The 14,137-nt window shown below is 43.9% G+C and carries 29 protein-coding genes; all 29 read left to right on the top strand.

What is annotated here, in order from left to right; genetic code table 11:
- Window positions 1-13: 13 nt before the first annotated feature.
- The 29 genes from G9F50_RS07375 to G9F50_RS07235 all read left to right on the top strand — a co-directional run bounded on the left by G9F50_RS07375 (window position 14) and on the right by G9F50_RS07235 (window position 14,088).
- A complete protein-coding gene (locus G9F50_RS07375) occupies window positions 14-163 on the top strand; it encodes a type VI secretion system contractile sheath protein TssC (protein WP_165417722.1) in 150 nt (49 codons plus the stop codon).
- Window positions 160-318, top strand: coding sequence for a DUF6906 family protein (locus tag G9F50_RS07370; protein ID WP_165417721.1), 159 nt, complete (start codon window positions 160-162; stop codon window positions 316-318). The genes G9F50_RS07375 and G9F50_RS07370 overlap by 4 nt, the downstream gene beginning before the upstream one ends.
- Complete coding sequence (locus G9F50_RS07365; RefSeq protein ID WP_151280832.1) at window positions 315-863, top strand: hypothetical protein; 549 nt, start codon at window positions 315-317, stop codon at window positions 861-863. Before G9F50_RS07370 ends, G9F50_RS07365 begins: the two co-directional genes overlap by 4 nt.
- Window positions 832-1,113: a BH0509 family protein gene (locus G9F50_RS20550; protein ID WP_044801653.1), complete on the top strand. Its 282-nt coding sequence runs from the start codon at window positions 832-834 to the stop codon at window positions 1,111-1,113. The genes G9F50_RS07365 and G9F50_RS20550 overlap by 32 nt, the downstream gene beginning before the upstream one ends.
- Window positions 1,114-1,125: 12 nt before the next feature.
- Window positions 1,126-1,281 (top strand): hypothetical protein, encoded by a 156-nt coding sequence (locus G9F50_RS07355; protein WP_014721585.1) that lies wholly within the window; start codon window positions 1,126-1,128, stop codon window positions 1,279-1,281.
- Between the two features lie 79 nt (window positions 1,282-1,360).
- The gene (locus G9F50_RS07350; protein WP_032859650.1) at window positions 1,361-1,564 is read left to right on the top strand and encodes an XtrA/YqaO family protein; all 204 of its coding nucleotides are present in this window, start codon (window positions 1,361-1,363) and stop codon (window positions 1,562-1,564) included.
- A 140-nt stretch (window positions 1,565-1,704) separates the two neighbouring features.
- The gene (locus G9F50_RS07345) at window positions 1,705-2,085 is read left to right on the top strand and encodes a hypothetical protein (protein ID WP_165417720.1); all 381 of its coding nucleotides are present in this window, start codon (window positions 1,705-1,707) and stop codon (window positions 2,083-2,085) included.
- Window positions 2,082-2,483: a hypothetical protein gene (locus G9F50_RS07340; protein WP_099566820.1), complete on the top strand. Its 402-nt coding sequence runs from the start codon at window positions 2,082-2,084 to the stop codon at window positions 2,481-2,483. Before G9F50_RS07345 ends, G9F50_RS07340 begins: the two co-directional genes overlap by 4 nt.
- Before the next feature lie 12 nt (window positions 2,484-2,495).
- Complete coding sequence (locus tag G9F50_RS07335) at window positions 2,496-2,750, top strand: hypothetical protein (protein ID WP_063095655.1); 255 nt, start codon at window positions 2,496-2,498, stop codon at window positions 2,748-2,750.
- Between the two features lie 4 nt (window positions 2,751-2,754).
- Complete coding sequence (locus tag G9F50_RS07330; RefSeq protein ID WP_139885672.1) at window positions 2,755-4,131, top strand: DNA cytosine methyltransferase; 1,377 nt, start codon at window positions 2,755-2,757, stop codon at window positions 4,129-4,131.
- A gap of 11 nt (window positions 4,132-4,142) precedes the next feature.
- Window positions 4,143-4,550 carry a hypothetical protein gene (locus G9F50_RS07325; RefSeq protein WP_165417719.1) on the top strand — a complete coding sequence of 136 codons (408 nt, stop codon included), beginning with the start codon at window positions 4,143-4,145 and terminating at the stop codon, window positions 4,548-4,550.
- A 115-nt stretch (window positions 4,551-4,665) separates the two neighbouring features.
- Window positions 4,666-5,004, top strand: coding sequence for a BC1872 family protein (locus G9F50_RS07320; protein WP_165417718.1), 339 nt, complete (start codon window positions 4,666-4,668; stop codon window positions 5,002-5,004).
- Window positions 5,001-5,138, top strand: a complete 138-nt coding sequence (locus G9F50_RS07315) for a hypothetical protein (RefSeq protein WP_016938691.1) — start codon at window positions 5,001-5,003, stop codon at window positions 5,136-5,138. Before G9F50_RS07320 ends, G9F50_RS07315 begins: the two co-directional genes overlap by 4 nt.
- Window positions 5,139-5,151: 13 nt before the next feature.
- Window positions 5,152-5,841, top strand: a complete 690-nt coding sequence (locus G9F50_RS07310; protein ID WP_165417717.1) for a dUTP diphosphatase — start codon at window positions 5,152-5,154, stop codon at window positions 5,839-5,841.
- The gene (locus G9F50_RS07305; RefSeq protein WP_165417716.1) at window positions 5,841-6,212 is read left to right on the top strand and encodes a hypothetical protein; all 372 of its coding nucleotides are present in this window, start codon (window positions 5,841-5,843) and stop codon (window positions 6,210-6,212) included. Before G9F50_RS07310 ends, G9F50_RS07305 begins: the two co-directional genes overlap by 1 nt.
- On the top strand, window positions 6,209-6,523 hold the full coding sequence (locus G9F50_RS07300) for a hypothetical protein (RefSeq protein ID WP_165417715.1): 315 nt from the start codon (window positions 6,209-6,211) through the stop codon (window positions 6,521-6,523). Before G9F50_RS07305 ends, G9F50_RS07300 begins: the two co-directional genes overlap by 4 nt.
- 208 nt (window positions 6,524-6,731) lie before the next feature.
- Entirely contained in the window at window positions 6,732-7,106 is a 375-nt protein-coding gene (locus G9F50_RS07295) for a hypothetical protein (protein WP_165417714.1), read from the top strand.
- A complete protein-coding gene (locus G9F50_RS07290) occupies window positions 7,090-7,524 on the top strand; it encodes a hypothetical protein (protein ID WP_165417713.1) in 435 nt (144 codons plus the stop codon). The genes G9F50_RS07295 and G9F50_RS07290 overlap by 17 nt, the downstream gene beginning before the upstream one ends.
- A gap of 10 nt (window positions 7,525-7,534) precedes the next feature.
- Window positions 7,535-7,714: a hypothetical protein gene (locus G9F50_RS07285; protein WP_044802090.1), complete on the top strand. Its 180-nt coding sequence runs from the start codon at window positions 7,535-7,537 to the stop codon at window positions 7,712-7,714.
- A gap of 248 nt (window positions 7,715-7,962) precedes the next feature.
- Window positions 7,963-8,178, top strand: coding sequence for a hypothetical protein (locus G9F50_RS07280; protein WP_099566814.1), 216 nt, complete (start codon window positions 7,963-7,965; stop codon window positions 8,176-8,178).
- 18 nt (window positions 8,179-8,196) lie between these two features.
- A complete protein-coding gene (locus G9F50_RS07275) occupies window positions 8,197-8,646 on the top strand; it encodes an ArpU family phage packaging/lysis transcriptional regulator (protein ID WP_165417712.1) in 450 nt (149 codons plus the stop codon).
- On the top strand, window positions 8,646-9,188 hold the full coding sequence (locus tag G9F50_RS07270; RefSeq protein WP_017417279.1) for a site-specific integrase: 543 nt from the start codon (window positions 8,646-8,648) through the stop codon (window positions 9,186-9,188). Before G9F50_RS07275 ends, G9F50_RS07270 begins: the two co-directional genes overlap by 1 nt.
- Before the next feature lie 743 nt (window positions 9,189-9,931).
- Window positions 9,932-10,177: a hypothetical protein gene (locus tag G9F50_RS07265; RefSeq protein WP_069007366.1), complete on the top strand. Its 246-nt coding sequence runs from the start codon at window positions 9,932-9,934 to the stop codon at window positions 10,175-10,177.
- Window positions 10,167-10,535 (top strand): hypothetical protein, encoded by a 369-nt coding sequence (locus G9F50_RS07260; RefSeq protein ID WP_069007365.1) that lies wholly within the window; start codon window positions 10,167-10,169, stop codon window positions 10,533-10,535. The genes G9F50_RS07265 and G9F50_RS07260 overlap by 11 nt, the downstream gene beginning before the upstream one ends.
- Window positions 10,536-10,553: 18 nt before the next feature.
- Window positions 10,554-10,868, top strand: coding sequence for a hypothetical protein (locus tag G9F50_RS07255; RefSeq protein ID WP_069007364.1), 315 nt, complete (start codon window positions 10,554-10,556; stop codon window positions 10,866-10,868).
- 48 nt (window positions 10,869-10,916) lie between these two features.
- Complete coding sequence (locus G9F50_RS07250; RefSeq protein WP_069007363.1) at window positions 10,917-11,285, top strand: hypothetical protein; 369 nt, start codon at window positions 10,917-10,919, stop codon at window positions 11,283-11,285.
- A complete protein-coding gene (locus tag G9F50_RS07245) occupies window positions 11,275-11,640 on the top strand; it encodes an HNH endonuclease (RefSeq protein ID WP_165417711.1) in 366 nt (121 codons plus the stop codon). The genes G9F50_RS07250 and G9F50_RS07245 overlap by 11 nt, the downstream gene beginning before the upstream one ends.
- Window positions 11,641-11,866: 226 nt before the next feature.
- Window positions 11,867-12,382: a phage terminase small subunit P27 family gene (locus tag G9F50_RS07240; protein ID WP_071181895.1), complete on the top strand. Its 516-nt coding sequence runs from the start codon at window positions 11,867-11,869 to the stop codon at window positions 12,380-12,382.
- On the top strand, window positions 12,379-14,088 hold the full coding sequence (locus G9F50_RS07235; protein WP_071181894.1) for a terminase large subunit: 1,710 nt from the start codon (window positions 12,379-12,381) through the stop codon (window positions 14,086-14,088). Before G9F50_RS07240 ends, G9F50_RS07235 begins: the two co-directional genes overlap by 4 nt.
- The last annotated feature ends 49 nt before the right edge of the window (window positions 14,089-14,137 follow it).

Below are 14,137 nucleotides of genomic sequence, written 5' to 3'. Positions count from 1 at the left end.
GAGGTGAAAATAGTTGATACAGGCAATCATGCCCGGCGTGCTGCAGATCGTCCCTGAACGCAAATTAACGGATGATCAGCGTAAAAAAGAAATAGACGAGCTTATCAGGGTTCTTGATCAAAAAATAGCCGACTATCAGAACTTTAGGGGGAATGCAGTATGAAACGAGGTAAATCTCCGACTCGTGCGCAAAAAGCAATCATTAAGGCAAACGGCCTGACCATTGAGAACTGGCTCGTCTTGGAGCATCTACAGCACGATCATCGTCTCATATTGGTTCACCGCTATATGAATTATAAAAGGGAGTGTTTAGCATGAGTCAGGCGGTCAATGCCGAACCGTTCGAACTGGCTTTGGAGGATATGAATTATGAATGGTCAATGGTCCAGCTGAAAAAGGTCGTTCAATACTGGCATGATGGAAAATCAATTCTTGATATGTCGGAATTATTAAACAGGGATTCGGACGAAATCATTTTGCTGGTCATGGACTTTGCAAGAAAAAATATCCTACCCGCCCGTAAAAACGGTTTACGCGCTAACAAAAGAATAAAAATATCTGAGAAAACTATGAAAGATAAAATGTATCGACTGCGCTATTTGTTTGAAGAAAGCCCGGTGTATATCCCATTTCAGGAGCTAAACTTCATGTTTTATGACAGCGAAATCAGGCGTTTCCGGGAGCTATGGGCGGCAAATGAGTCATATCTCAACATAGCAAAAGAGCTGAAACGAAATGAAGACGAAACGTTATTCCTTATCATCGACCAGGCAAAGAAAGACCTCATAGAGCCTCGGGAATCCGGATTGCTCGGAAAGGAAGCGTCAGAAGATGAACGCAACAAGCAAAAGCTTCCGTTTTGAAAAAGCAACGGTCCAGCAACTTATGGTCATCGTGCGTTATGAAGACTGCGCCCCGGAGGTACGGAACGCGGCTTTACAAATGCTGATTATGAAGGGAGTGGCAGACGTTTTGGGACAGGCAGAACGAAAGCATTTAATGGAATGGCTTTTGCTTATCGGCTCCTATGGCAGAGATTTTTTAAACCGCCAGACAGATGAAGAGCTTGAGCGCTTATATAATCTTCAAATCAAAGGCATGAACAAAGAATAGGAGGACAGCACCATGACAGAAAACAAAAACTTGCGTCGGCACGGCGAAGTCACAACGCGGGTGATGAGCGAAGAAGAACGCCTTGAGTATATAAAAAAACACCCAATTATTTCGACGGAAAAACCAAAGGTTGGCATACAGCTATTCCCGTCAAACTATTGGATGTAAGGACGGCCGCTAAAGCAACCGCCACCGTATAGAAAATAAAAACTAGACACTTTTATTATACCATACGGAGGCTTTGAACATGCAGCCAAAACATATATCCATCAATCAAAATACAAGTGTTTCTCAATTTATTGAGCCGGGAAAGGTGTCCGTCATCGTGTTAGACGGCAACCAAAACGCCGCGTATGTCGTTGAGGCTCCCGAACACGGTAAAACAATCATTCAAACAGTAAAAGGCGGCCTGGCTCGTTGTGATTACGAGATCGGCCATAAATTCAATTAGCAGGGGTTTTCCCCTGCGGGGGAGGAACGGAAAATGTATCAAAACGAAATTGCCCGCAAGTGTGAACGCTGCGGAAAAATATATTATTCAGCTCTATGGGTTGTATGCAAAACATGTCTTTTAGACCGGGAGGCCCGGGCATGAAAGAATTCAAAATCAACTTATCACAAGGTGAGGTTTTATATACCGGTTCTTACATTTGCACCCTTTCAAAAACGGCGGACAGTACACCGGAGCCAATTTCTTTGGAAGCAGCAGCCGAAAAGCTCGCGGAAGAGTTAATCATGCAGCAGGCTATGAATCGGGAGCACCAGCGGCAGCAGGATATTGCGGCCAATCAATTCCGGCAGGCACAGAAAGATATTAAGTTGCTGCAGGCGGAGAACAAGCGTTATAGAAACGCATTAGAATTTTACGCTGATGACACGACATACACAAATGAATTTGAAGACTGTCCGCCCGCTATTGATATGGATTGGGGCGCCGTTGCCAAAACAGCATTGGAGGGGGCTGCGGAATGAAAGTGAAACATGTTGATCAAGGTGGTTTGAAAAGTAACTGGCGGGAATTTGTTGATTTTGTTAAAGCCAATGGCTTTGACATTTGGGAAGATTATTTCTTTGTCTTTCATGAGAATGAATGTGATGAGGCTTATATTTTTGATGGGAATACAGAATTAGATGAATGGTTAGAACAAGAATTTTGGGAGGGTTGCCATTACGAGAACAGCGACCTGGAAGACTCAATGAATGAGTGGAAAGTCTGGAGACTTGTTTCGGCTTCTGATGTCGAGAGTTATCCTAGCCTTCACGAGAAATCAAAGAAAACTTCGATTGTTATTGATGGCGAGACACTTTATAGAGAACCGGTATTCATAAGCGTCGAGCAGACAATTTCAGTATCGGCTTCAGTCGTGTAGGAGGGAAGAAAAATGATGCCATTACAAGTAGAACTGCAACGGAATGTGAAGGCCACGAAGGACGAAGCAATGACCGTCGAGCAGGCGGCCGAGCTTTTGAAGGTTCACCCGGACTACATCCCGACGCTTGTCGCTCGGTCTGACGATCTGAAAATGATCGGCGATACCATTATCGCTAAACGGGATAAAACAAATATCTGGCTGGTCGGGGCATGCGTGGGGCTTTTCTTCTTCGCTGTCGCTGTCCTGCCGGGTTTGATGGGGTGACGGGATGATCAAGCAACAACTGGGACTTTTCAGAGAAATCATTGTCGATAACTTCGCAGGTGGAGGCGGGGCCAGTACCGGAATTGAACTGGCTACCGGGCTATCGGTGGACATAGCGATTAACCATGATCCGGCGGCCATCGCCATGCATCAGGTAAACCACCCTGATACAGAACATTATTGTGAGTCTGTTTGGGAAGTAGACCCGAGGGAAGCAGCCAAGGGGCGGCCGATTGGTTTAGCCTGGTTCTCCCCGGACTGCAAGCATTTTTCAAAAGCCAAGGGCGGCAAACCCGTCGAGAAGAGCATCCGGGGGCTTGCATGGGTAGCGGTCAGGTGGGCGGCAACGGTAAGCCCGCGGGTCATCATTCTTGAAAACGTGGAGGAATTTCAGACGTGGGGGCCTCTTGGGAAAGACGGAAGACCGGACCCGGACAAAAAAGGATATACGTTCCGTTCTTTTGTCAGAGCGTTAAACAGACACGGATATAAAGTTGAATGGAAAGAGCTGAAGGCTTGCGACTACGGCGCCCCAACAATACGGAAAAGGCTGTTCTTAATCGCCCGACGGGACGGGCGGCCGATCATATGGCCCGAGCCGACACATGGCGATCCAAAAAGCGCAGCAGTGAAATCAGGAAAGCTTAAACCGTGGCGGACTGCCTCCGAGATCATGGACTGGTCATTGGAAACACCGTCGATTTTCAACAGGAAAAAGCCTCTTTCTGAAAATACAATGCGGCGCATCGCTCGAGGCATACAACGTTTTGTCATTGACAGTAAAAAACCTTTTGTAATAGGGGAGCGCGGTAATTCACTCATTCAAATGGGATACGGCGATCCGGAAGGCCGACGGGTGCTCGATCTGAAAAAACCACTCGGCACCATAACGGCCGGCGGCAATAAATTCGCTATTGCCACAAGTCACCTGATCAAGCTCCGCGGCACATGCAGAGACGGCCAAACGGTGACGAACCCAATGCCTACAATAACGGCGGGCGGCCTGCACGTTGGCGAAGTCAGGGCTTTCCTGACGAAATATTACGGATCAGATACGGGGCAGGCTCTCAGTGATCCTCTGCATACAGTCACCACAAAAGACAGATTCGGCCTGGTCACGATTAAAGGCGAAAACTATCAGATCGCTGACATTGGGATGCGGATGCTTCAGCCTCATGAATTATTTGCGGCTCAGGGATTCCCAACTAATTACGTGATTGATAGGGATATAAACGGCGTAGCGTATTCGAAAAAGAAACAGATTGAGCGATGTGGCAACGCAGTTCCGCCGCCATTCGCCGAGCAGCTTGTCAGGGCAAACCTTCCTGAATTCTGCGTAAGTGAACATATGACCAAGTTTACAAGGCTAAAGGCTAATTAGGAGGGAATCTCATGCCAACAGCAGAGCAATTGAAACGAATGAACGACATAAACGACTTGATCAAGCTTATCGCAAGCATTGATAGACGTACTTTCTACCGCAAGTCAAAGGATCGTATAGCGTATTTCAGATTTAAGAAAAAACTGTTCTTCGTTGATGATTACACGGGCGCTGACGTTTACCCGTATGAATTGGGATACGGGCGTGCAAACGGCTTTTCGCATGGAGGCAACATGTGGCAACTGGTCAACAGCTTCAGAAAATTCATCATAACAGGGAAATCTGGCGAGCTGAGGGATTATAAAGAAATATGGGCTTACAGCTATGAAGGATGTATGAAAATCCGTCAGAAGGCGAAGGAGATCGGTTTCATTGAAAGTGTTGATTACCCCTACAGCTTTGATGAATGGGCGAAATAGTAAATGATCGAATACCATTGCCCGGACTGCGATTATAAAAAACTTGATTTAGAAATCCGCGCAGGTGCACGTACCCGCATTGCGGGCGTGTCATGGGCGCCGAGGAGGAAATAGTGTGAAAGATAAAAGAGAAATTGACCGATTGATTGCTGAAAAGGTGATGGGTTGGCAGACTCAAACGTTTCCAAACATCGGTGTTACATCTGCCTACACAGAGGCTGGAGAATTGACCATTCCGGAGCAATTTTCTCCGACTAAAAACCTTGATCAAGCTTGGTCGGTAGTGGAGAAATTCAAACTTATGAAAATTGAAAGAGATTCAAATAGAAGTTACGCCCCATACCTCGCAGTAATACCAACAGAGAAACACGTTTTCACAGCTATTGCCGAAACGCCTCAGATGGCAATTTGTATAGTGGCTTTAGAGGCCTGCGGCACCGAGGTAAAACAGTGAAACAGGATTACAGGCAGGCTTTCGAACAAGCATTGGCTGTCTTCCGTGAAAAGCACGGACCGGAAACAGGCGGCATGCTGCTTATGTGTCATGTGCATGAATTTCTACAAAATACCGTCGGCGGGCGGAAATAAGGGAGCGGAAACAATGAATCTACAAAAAATGTTTGAAATGCAAAAGGTGCTTGATGATCGGATCATCAAAGAAAAGGGGCTTGAGGGACAGGACTTGCTGCCGAACCTCATCCTTGCTCTACAGGTCGAGCTTGCCGAGTGTGCGAATGAATGGCGCGGCTTTAAGCATTGGAGTAATAATCAAAAGCCAAGAACAAAATTATCAACAACTGTTGGCGCAACTCCTGAAAATGCATCCTTTTTCCGATGTGAAAATCACTATTGCGGAGAATATTTAAACAAAGATGATTTTAAACACTTATTAGATCCGGATTATGAAATATGTCCTGTTTGCAACGCGGGTTATGTAACGGCTTTTCGTGATACAAACCCACTGCTTGAGGAATACGTGGACTGCCTGCATTTTATCTTGAGCATTGGCAATAGAATTGGATTTGATAATGGCGCTACGATTCAGCAGATCATGAGACGGGCAGAAGAAAGGGAATTAGAAACAAATATCGGTATTGTAAAAGCATTTTCACGTTTAATGTCACTTGTGTTCGGTTTCTATTTTTGGATTGAGAATCCGGGAACTTATGTAAGGTTTTTTGAACGCTTTTTGAATTTGGGAGAAGCTCTAGGCTTCACGCCCGACCAAATCGAAGCTGCTTACATGGACAAGAACGCCGTCAATCACCAGCGGCAGCAGGAGGGGTATTGATGAACCACACTGATAACCCGATCATTTCAGCCGTCATAAGCAAACTAAACGCACAACAGGAAAAGGGGCTTGCCAAGTACGGCCAGCCCGTCCAAGTTAATGCGTATGATCTGCGCGGCTGGTTGCAACATGCACTTGAGGAAACTCTTGATCATGCAGTCTATCTGGAGGCGGCTATCCAAACGATCCAAACGCTGGACGACAATCCAAATATCAAAGAAGTCATCAAAGGGTTCAATGAAATGGAAGCAGGTAGGGAAGACATCAAGAGGCTAAATCGTCCCTGTCATTACGACGGTTGGGACCATGCAATGTCACATTTTAAACAGATTCTCAAATCAGCTCAATTATTGAAGGGGGAACAATCATGAAAGCATACAAATTTGAAGGTAAAGTGACTGCGGATGTAATGTTTCAAACGGTGGCATCGTCGGCAGTTGAAGCATACGAGCAATTTAACAAGCATCTCGTTCTCTGGTCGGAAGGCAAGCGGCACGGATTTGTTATCAGTCAGGATGTCGCTGGTGAACCAAAAGCAACAAGCAGACTACTGCCAGCTCATCTTACAGCGGATCATTTGGAACTCATCCAATTTGGATATGACATAGACGAGGTATTGAGATATTCCGCCGAGGACGCAGAAGCAGAAATTGATGCTATCAGATCGGGGGCTGCAGAGTGAACGAATATACCGAATGCCCGGAATGCGGGAACAGCAGCATTAAAATAAGGACTCAAGAAGCGTGGATAGCTGAATTTTCCGTGAAGACGAGGAAGTGCCTAAATAGGAGGTATCTTGAACCGACCTTATTTCAATATTTCTGTAAATGCGGATGGTTAAGCGGAAGTAATATCAATGATTTTGAGGACGAAGAGGGGAATGAACAATCATGAAAAATGAAAAACCTAAATTCCAAGTTATTAGCGGGAAAATGAGTTTCCCTAAATTAACTATGAAGCTTTACAAAGATGATCCAGCTCAATACAGCATGAGAATTGCTAACGTATGGATGAACATGTTGAACGAGTTAAAGCGGCCAAGCAAGTTTTTAAAACCGACGCGCCGCGGAACCCAAGTTGAATACGATTATATTCGGGAGCAAAAAGATTACGATAGCGGACTCAAAATGTTAACGGAATATGTGGATGAAATTAACCGAACATTCGATCTAGGAATTAAAATCGGGACAAAGGAAGAGGTCGAAGAATTTAAGGCGAACAGACAAAAAACAGAAAAGGGGAATGGCGATGAAAAAGCTATTTAAATCAATTATTCTATCGGCAGTATTACTTACGGGAGCCGCGGCCGTTGCGCCGTCTGCTTCCGCAGCATGGTCCGGCTGGCAAAACGAATCCGGTTACAGCGGGCGGGTGTTTACGGATGCCGCGACATACACGGCCGGCGCCTCAACAGTGGACTGGAAAGCCGAGAAGAAAGGCTCAAGCACTCTTTATTACACGGCTGGCGTATACAAAAAGCGCAGCGGCGGCGGGCTGACTGATACGAATCTGGTACAGCGGGGCAGCTTCAAAACGGCAACGCCTCTGAAATCATTCAACGTGAAAACGATCCGGAATAAGACCGGGAAAGGAACCTACGTCATCCAGCTGGACTGCTATTCTGATTCCAGCAAGCGGAACTACATCGGAACATTTGAATCAGCTAAATTTCAAATCAAATAAGGGGGATTCGATGGCGCTGAGAATAGTTTTTATGCTGATGGGGTTAGGTTTCTGGTTTTATTTCCAGTACGAATACAGGCCGGACATGAAAGCAAACATCACGTTAATAGGGGCAATCATCGCATTCACGGCCGCGGCGTTTTTTCAAGATATTGATAAGTATAGAGAGAAGAGGGAAGACGAGTGTTAATAGCTTTTAAAATAGTCCTGCTGCTGGTCCTGATAGTCTCTCTTATGGGAGTTATAGGAGAGGATAAGGATTCACAGCTGAGAAATCACTTAACTGCAATTTGTATAGCGGCGATCATCGGGAACATTGCTACATATGTGCTGCTTTAACTGAATAAGTCCAAGACGGAAAGCCTGCGGACACTGATCATTGCACAGAATCACTGTGCTCTGATTGGTGTCCGTTTTTATTTGAATGGAGGTTAAAGGATGAAAACAATGCAACGGGCGTGTGAAGAACTAGGGGAAAACCTAAGAAAATTCGGAACGCGTTTACCCAAACCTAAGCCGATTGTTAATAAAGAACGTTGTTTAAAGCCATCTAAAAAGTCTCAGAAGCTCAGTAAGCGCGATTTAGAAGACCTAATGGGGGTAAACAGACCGACATACAAAAGAGGCCGTGGCGGAGCTTTTAGACAGAAATAATAACAGGAGGGATTTTTGATGAATCAAATGACACTGAACATACCTCAAATTGACGAAGAAGCAACGAAAACGAAGGCAGAAGAGCTGCTCGAAAAATATCGCATGTACTTGCTACAAGTGCCGGAAGATTTTTTGCCGAAAGTGACCGCAACATATAGCCTTGTCCCTCCCAGCTTTTCGAATGAATTTCATTCCTCCACAGAAGACGCAGCATTAAAACGCATGGATTGGGGGATTGAAAGAGAACGGTTTTTAAAGAGAATGCAAAGAGCGGTTAACCGGCTTTCTCAAAAGGAGCGGCAAATTCTTGTCATGCTCTACATGCAGAATGAAGAGATGTATGATTATGAAGTCTATGCAGAAATGAGAATCAGCCAGCGCAGCTACTACCGGACGAAAGCAAAAGCGTTTTACCGGTTGGCCTTTGCCCTTCGTGCGGAAGTCTATAAGGATGGGGGCGCGTCGTAATGAATTTTGTTCAACCTATAAGGGATTTAGATCAGATTTATTATATTAAAAAGTACCTGAAAGAACGGAGCGAACGGAATCACCTTCTTTTTGTGGCCGGAATTAATTCAGGTCTGCGTATATCAGACTTGCGGCTTTTAAGGGTTAGGGACGTGAAGCGCATGTATATCGACCTGCGGGAGCAAAAGACCAGTAAACAAAAGCGAATCAAAATCAATAAAGCATTAAGGAAGGCTTTTGCCGATTATATCAAGGACAAGGATGATCAAGAATTCTTATTCAAAAGCCGCGAAGGACTAAATAAACCGATAAGCCGCAGTATGGCATATAATATTTTAAGGGAAGCGGCTGATTATGTTGGTCTTGATGGTATCGGGACTCATACAATGAGAAAAACCTTCGGATACTGGCACTATAAGAAATTCAAAGACGTTGCCTTGCTGCAGGAGATATTTAATCATTCAAGCCCTGACATTACGCTCAGATACATCGGAATTACTCAAGACACCATGGATCAAACAATGGATGCATTCAGCTTATAAGCTCATCTGTTTAAAAAACAGACGGGCTTTTTTTATGTCTTTTCCTATGAATAAACCATATTGAGAAAATGTCAAACTCATTTTAGAGAAATGAATTAAACATAGCGGTGGCAAAGGATTCAGCGATTCGGGGAATTGGACACAATATAAGTTATGATTAATTGGGTTATGTGGAAAATCTTGTCCGTTTCCGTGGTATCATTAATAAGAAATGAGGGAGGTTGTTGCGAAGTGAAACATTGTCCGGAGTGCAACCCAATTACTGAAATGAAGCTGCTCGTTGCACATGAAGAAATGAGATATAGTCTTTATCGCTATGTATGTCCAGTATGCAAAACGACTGACAATGAAAAAGGCCTAATTAGAATCGAACATGATCATTTGTAAATTGTGGGATAAATAGAAAAATTCGAAGTTTCTCGCGGTATCAATTTTTAGGAGGTGAGCGGGATGACTGCGGTAGAGCAAAAAGGAATGTACTAAAAAGATTTTGGCAGAAAGATGGCACGATAACGGCACACCATTTTGTTTTAGATAAGGTATTATGGTAATAGGTAATAAATCAAAGGAAGCGGCACTGCTGATGAGCGGGGTCGCTTTTTTATGTTCTCTGTAAACTGTGTCCGGTAAATCTCAGGGAGAACAATTGGCGGTTAACGGCTTGAGTGCGGGGACAGTTTAGAAAGAATATACCAAGCGCTTTCCCAATCGGGAGGGCGCTTTTTCTATTGGAGGGATTAACCATGACCGAAGATAATTTATATGTCGATCAATTTAAAGCGTGGCGCACTGAACAAGAGCTTCTTTTGAAACAGATTAATTATGACATTGAAATCAGTCAAAGGAAAATCGAATTGAACGAGAAACAAAAGCAGTTGCACCTGCAACGCGTCAATATAGGAATTCAGGAGTTTAATAATTGGGCAGAAACTTCTAATCGTGACGAAAGACTGGAACTATTAAAGGGGGATCAAATAGATGGCATTTGACTTGAACCTTGCACATATGAGTATTTCTGATTTGTTGGAAAAAGCAGCAGAAAGCAATGAGGTCATTCATGTCAAACCAGGTCGGCAAAGGTGTATAGGGAAAACATCTGCACTAATTGATTTTGCACGAAAAAACAAAGCTCCTGTCCTTACGAATCGAGCAATGGCAGATCACTATAAAAAGATCCATCCAGACTTAATCTTTATTGGGTATTGGGATGGAAAGGACCTATCAGAATATGAAAGCATTGTGTGTGACGAACTCATTCCTTTAGAGGTTGCAGAGGAATTACATAAGGACGGAAAATTATTAACCGGCTTTGTGAATCTAGGAAACCATATGAGCACCCAATTTTAAGGAATAGAGGGATAAATCATGAAACCTTTTAGCAAATGCGAACAATGCGGAGCAAATCACGAGATCGAATTATTTGAGTGTAAAGAAGCAAATAGTGTCGTTGTGGGGTTCATTCAATGCCCAGCTTGCCATCATAAAACGGTTTACTCTGTAACAAATCCTCATATCAGATCTCTTCTAAAGAGGATAAGAACAATAAGAAACCAATACAGAAAAGCAAAAAGAGTAAAGAAAGCTGCCAGTCTTCTTACTGAATATGAAAAGGTGAAGGCGCAGATTGAAGTTCTTATGAAACCGTTAATTGATCAAAAGAATAAAAGCATTAATCAGTAGCGCCTTTCTGCTCTTTGGAAAGGTGTTTTATTTTTTTAGGAGGTCACCATGCAATTTGATGAGGATTTACGCGTGCAAGCTTATAACACTGCCACAAAGCACAATATAACTACAGCAATGATACATGAGGGTTTATACCAATTGCGTGTCTCAGGTTGCCCTTGGCAGGATGCTGATGTCGTAGAGGCTTTAGGGTACCTTGGTGACTATGGATTGCATAACCTATTAGCAGTTGAACGTATTGCACGTATAAGCGAAATGCATCCATACAGTAAGGTTAAAGGATTATTGCATCTTCCATATGAGAGTTTAGGGGTTAAAGATAGGGATGAGAAAGGGGAATTCATACCACCGAGGCTATTGTGGAAAGAGAACTTTTATAACAGGAATGAGCGAGGTGGAAGGGATGCCCCTTAAACCTCTAAGGATATGCGCTGCTCGCGGATGCTCCAGTCTCACCCGTGACCGGTACTGTGATACACACAAGACACAACAACAGGAAGAAATAAAACATTACAACAAACATTCAAGAAACAAAACAATAACAAGTTTTTATAAATCAACTGAATGGAAACGAACAAGACAACTTGCTTTGATACGAGACAATTATCTCTGTCAGCATTGTTTGAAAGACCATTGCTTCACTCCGGCTGACATGGTGCATCATATTGTGGAAGTAAAGCAAGATTGGTCGAAACGGTTGGACATAAAGAACCTTGAAAGCTTGTGTAACGCCTGTCACAACAAGGCTCACGGCAGTAAGGGCAAGTGACCCTCCCCCCTAACAAATCTCTGGAAGGGAAACGAACGGAGAACGGCGATCCCTCTTCTGCAAACAAACACCGCTTTTCAAAGTTCCGGAAAAACAAAATACCCTCCCGGCGAAATTGCCGAGAGGGCTTGGTACGACTGGTTTTGTTGTTAATTCCATCGTATCACGATTGGTGAAAAAAACAAGTGAAAAATGCAACTTTTTTAAAGAGAAATGAGGTGAGAACATGCCGAGACCTGCAAAATCCGCGACGCTTCAATTGATACAGGGCAACCCAAATAAAAAGAATACGGAAGAGCTGGCCGCCCGGGCAGAGCACGAGAAAAAGCTGAAAATGCGATCCGATAATATAAAACCGCCAACGTGGTTGGATAAGGTCGGAAAAAAAGAATTCAAGCGGGTTGCTGCTTTATTAACAGAAGTCGAAATCATAACGGAAGCGGACATCAGCATGTTGGCTGCCTATTGTAATGCCTACTCTCAGTATATCTCTATATCAAAAGTGATTGAAGAAGACGGGATTATGGTTCATACAGAAGGCAAGGATGAAGAGGGCAATCCTATCAAGTTAATAGGGGAAGAACATCCTTTATTAAAGCGGCAAAAAAACTATTATGATCAGATGAAATCGGCTGCTAATGACTTCGGCCTGACTCCGTCTGCCCGGGCAAAGCTTGCTATCACTCGTACACAGGAAGAACGGGAGAAAACAGCTGCAGAAAAGGAGTTTAAAAATGTATGAAGACAATCAAACAGTTTCTACTTGATTACTCGCGCGATGTGATATCGGGTGAGATTGTGGCATGCGAAAAACACATATGGGCTTGCCAGCGCTTTTTAAATGATGTGAGTAGGGAAGGTACAAGAGAATTCCCATATGTGTTTGATGACGAAAAAGCTCGTCGGTTCCTTTACTGGATGACACAATTTAAACATACGAAAGGGCCATTACAGGGTGAAAATATTGTTCCTGAGCCTATTCAAATTTTCATCTTTGGTAATGTGTACGGCTGGGTGCATAAGGATACCGGCTACCGCCGATTTAAAAAGGTATATTGGCAGGTCGGCCGTAAAAACACCAAAACCCAGAGCCTGGCCTGTGTTGGTTCCTATGAGACAATGGCCAACGATGAGTATATGTCCGAGGTATACATTGGGGCTACAAAAACTGAACAAGCAAAAATCTGTTGGAATGAAATTAAGGCGCAGATCATGCAAAGCGACCTTTTGAACAAGCCGGAAAAGAAATATCGGATTGCTTATGGGAAAATTGAGCATCCCAAAACACAGTCGAAAATTGAGGCGCTTTCTAAAGATGCCGGGAAGACCGGAGACGGATTCAACCCGCAATGCGGCATCATCGACGAATATCATGCCCATAAAACCTCAGAAATTTATGACGTCCTGGCCTCTGGTATGGCCGCCCGCGCCCAGCCATTAATGTTAATTATTACGACGGCCGGCTTTGAATTAAATAATCCTGCTTATCGTGTGGAATATGACTACGTGTCTCGTATACTGGACCCGAATAAGGTCGAACAGAACGAGCAATATTTTGTAATGGTCAATGAGCTTGATAAAGGCGATGACGTCAAAGATGAAAAGAACTGGATTAAAGCTAATCCGATTGTTGCTGCCAATGAGCACGGTTTGAATTATTTACGTGGGGAATTGGAGGTCGCGCTTGCTGTCCCGGAGAAAATGAGAAATTTCATGACAAAAAACATGAACATCTGGGTAAACATGCGAGAAAACGGCTATATGGATATGCAGGCCTGGGCTGACTGCGGTTCTGACAAAATTCCGGATCTGAAAAACAGGGAGTGTTACGTCGGAATTGACTTGTCAAAAACAATTGACTTAACCGCAGCATCTTTCGTTTTTCCTTTGGATGATGGGCGGTTTGCTGTGGAAAGCCACGGTTTTATGCCGGAGGATACTTTTTTTGAGCGAATGAAAACCGACAACGTCCCGTATGACACATGGAAAGATAGGGGATGGCTTACGACAACTGACGGCGCTGTTGTTGATTATGATTACATCAGGGCTTACATCAAAAAGATGGAGCAGGAAAATGGCTGGTGTATCAAAGAAATTGGATATGATCCATACAATGCGACGCAGTTTGCTCAGCAGATGGAGGCGGACGGATATGTAATGATTGAAATTCGTCAGGGTGTTGCTACTCTATCGGAACCGACTAAAGGCTTCAGAGCTAAGGTGAAATCAAAAAAAGTCATTCATCCGAAAAATTCACTGCTAACCTGGGCGATGGGGAACGCAGTAACCAAAGTAGATGCTCAAGAGAATATCATGCTGGATAAATCCAAATCAACACAACGGATTGATCCTGTAGCCGCATTGATTAATGCTTATGTACGAGCTTCTCAAACTGATAATGAAGTAGACCTGAACTCATATATCAAATCAGCGTCATTCTCTTTCTAAGGGCGGTGTAATCGTGAAAAAAATATTCGCATTCATGCTGCTTCTGTTA

The organism is Bacillus sp. EKM206B (assembly GCF_011066015.1).
Classification (GTDB): Bacteria; Bacillota; Bacilli; order Bacillales; family Bacillaceae; genus Bacillus; species Bacillus velezensis.
This window is presented reverse-complemented; position numbering and strand designations above follow the sequence as displayed.

Coding starts and splice junctions, on each gene's coding strand:
- G9F50_RS07370 (WP_165417721.1), top strand. CDS start 160: ATGAAACGAGGTAAATCTCCGACTCGTGCGCAAAAAGCAATCATTAAG.
- G9F50_RS07365 (WP_151280832.1), top strand. CDS start 315: ATGAGTCAGGCGGTCAATGCCGAACCGTTCGAACTGGCTTTGGAGGAT.
- G9F50_RS20550 (WP_044801653.1), top strand. CDS start 832: ATGAACGCAACAAGCAAAAGCTTCCGTTTTGAAAAAGCAACGGTCCAG.
- G9F50_RS07355 (WP_014721585.1), top strand. CDS start 1,126: ATGACAGAAAACAAAAACTTGCGTCGGCACGGCGAAGTCACAACGCGG.
- G9F50_RS07350 (WP_032859650.1), top strand. CDS start 1,361: ATGCAGCCAAAACATATATCCATCAATCAAAATACAAGTGTTTCTCAA.
- G9F50_RS07345 (WP_165417720.1), top strand. CDS start 1,705: ATGAAAGAATTCAAAATCAACTTATCACAAGGTGAGGTTTTATATACC.
- G9F50_RS07340 (WP_099566820.1), top strand. CDS start 2,082: ATGAAAGTGAAACATGTTGATCAAGGTGGTTTGAAAAGTAACTGGCGG.
- G9F50_RS07335 (WP_063095655.1), top strand. CDS start 2,496: ATGATGCCATTACAAGTAGAACTGCAACGGAATGTGAAGGCCACGAAG.
- G9F50_RS07330 (WP_139885672.1), top strand. CDS start 2,755: ATGATCAAGCAACAACTGGGACTTTTCAGAGAAATCATTGTCGATAAC.
- G9F50_RS07325 (WP_165417719.1), top strand. CDS start 4,143: ATGCCAACAGCAGAGCAATTGAAACGAATGAACGACATAAACGACTTG.
- G9F50_RS07310 (WP_165417717.1), top strand. CDS start 5,152: ATGAATCTACAAAAAATGTTTGAAATGCAAAAGGTGCTTGATGATCGG.
- G9F50_RS07305 (WP_165417716.1), top strand. CDS start 5,841: ATGAACCACACTGATAACCCGATCATTTCAGCCGTCATAAGCAAACTA.
- G9F50_RS07300 (WP_165417715.1), top strand. CDS start 6,209: ATGAAAGCATACAAATTTGAAGGTAAAGTGACTGCGGATGTAATGTTT.
- G9F50_RS07295 (WP_165417714.1), top strand. CDS start 6,732: ATGAAAAATGAAAAACCTAAATTCCAAGTTATTAGCGGGAAAATGAGT.
- G9F50_RS07290 (WP_165417713.1), top strand. CDS start 7,090: ATGAAAAAGCTATTTAAATCAATTATTCTATCGGCAGTATTACTTACG.
- G9F50_RS07285 (WP_044802090.1), top strand. CDS start 7,535: ATGGCGCTGAGAATAGTTTTTATGCTGATGGGGTTAGGTTTCTGGTTT.
- G9F50_RS07280 (WP_099566814.1), top strand. CDS start 7,963: ATGAAAACAATGCAACGGGCGTGTGAAGAACTAGGGGAAAACCTAAGA.
- G9F50_RS07275 (WP_165417712.1), top strand. CDS start 8,197: ATGAATCAAATGACACTGAACATACCTCAAATTGACGAAGAAGCAACG.
- G9F50_RS07270 (WP_017417279.1), top strand. CDS start 8,646: ATGAATTTTGTTCAACCTATAAGGGATTTAGATCAGATTTATTATATT.
- G9F50_RS07265 (WP_069007366.1), top strand. CDS start 9,932: ATGACCGAAGATAATTTATATGTCGATCAATTTAAAGCGTGGCGCACT.
- G9F50_RS07260 (WP_069007365.1), top strand. CDS start 10,167: ATGGCATTTGACTTGAACCTTGCACATATGAGTATTTCTGATTTGTTG.
- G9F50_RS07255 (WP_069007364.1), top strand. CDS start 10,554: ATGAAACCTTTTAGCAAATGCGAACAATGCGGAGCAAATCACGAGATC.
- G9F50_RS07250 (WP_069007363.1), top strand. CDS start 10,917: ATGCAATTTGATGAGGATTTACGCGTGCAAGCTTATAACACTGCCACA.
- G9F50_RS07245 (WP_165417711.1), top strand. CDS start 11,275: ATGCCCCTTAAACCTCTAAGGATATGCGCTGCTCGCGGATGCTCCAGT.
- G9F50_RS07240 (WP_071181895.1), top strand. CDS start 11,867: ATGCCGAGACCTGCAAAATCCGCGACGCTTCAATTGATACAGGGCAAC.
- G9F50_RS07235 (WP_071181894.1), top strand. CDS start 12,379: ATGAAGACAATCAAACAGTTTCTACTTGATTACTCGCGCGATGTGATA.